Below are 1043 nucleotides of genomic sequence, written 5' to 3'. Positions count from 1 at the left end.
GCGCGACGGGGAGAACGTCGACGGGGGCGGACGCCGGCCAGGGGCCGGGGTGCTCGAACAACACCCACAGATGTGTCGTTCCGGCGCGACCGATCATCGGTTCGCCTGCAGTTGACGACTGCCGTGTACAGGCGTGAGGGCGTCGACTGGTTTGTGGATTGGCGACAAATTCCGAAAGGCACTGCATTGATGCCTTCCCCAGGACACCGTCGCCGTGGCAGGGAAGGGAAGACATGATGAGGCTCCAGTCTCGTAGGTTAGGCTCACCAGACTATTGGATGGTGAATCCTTTGCTCAGCCGTGGTGAATGCCCGTGGCTGTGACGGTCGGAAGCAGTCGGTAACAGGAGTGTTGGGAATGAAACGCAGTAACTCGCGGACGAAGTACGTGCTGGGTGGTTTTGTTCTCGCCGCCGTCGTGGCAACGACAACGGCGTGTGGAAGTGACGACACGACGGATACCGGCAGTCAGTCTGCCGACACCGTGCACGCGGTCACCCACGCCCGCGGAACCACCGACGTCCCGATGGATCCGCAGCGAGTTGTCGTGCTCGAGCCGGTTCAGCTCGACACGTCGGTAGCGCTGGGCGTGATCCCCGTGGGCACCGCGGTACTGAGCGAGACGACCGGTGTTCCCGCGTACCTCGGTGAGGAGGCCGCGGAGATCGAGATGGTCGGCACCGTCGCGGCACCGAACCTCGAGAAGATCGTCGCCCTGAGCCCGGACCTGATCATCGGAACGGAAACACGGCACGGTGATCTGTACGAGCAGCTCGCTGCCATCGCGCCGACCGTCTACATGGCAACCCAGACCGATCCGTGGCAGGACAACGTCCAGTTCGTCGCAGAGGCGTTGAACAAGACCGATCAGGCAGGTGAACTGCTCGGTGACTACACGGCACGCTGCGAGGAAGTGGCGAGCAAGCACAGCACCGAGGGCAAGACCGGGTTCGGCGAACGGGTGCCCCTCGACGTGGTCTGGTCCGACGGCTCGGACCCGGAGCGGATGCACAACTACTACACGTACCTGTACAACCGCACGGC

1 protein-coding gene is annotated in these 1043 nt (G+C 63.4%); it reads left to right on the top strand.

All coding sequences use genetic code 11. The features are described 5' to 3' along the window. Positions 1-357: 357 nt before the first annotated feature. Positions 358-1043: ABC transporter substrate-binding protein (locus ABT116_RS50090; protein WP_351648476.1), on the top strand; the 686-nt coding region annotated here is incomplete at its 3' end.

The organism is Streptomyces sp. NPDC002130 (assembly GCF_040296465.1).
Taxonomy (GTDB): domain Bacteria; phylum Actinomycetota; class Actinomycetes; order Streptomycetales; family Streptomycetaceae; genus Streptomyces.
Note: the sequence above shows the minus strand (reverse complement) of the source record. Positions and strands in the feature narration are given on the sequence as shown.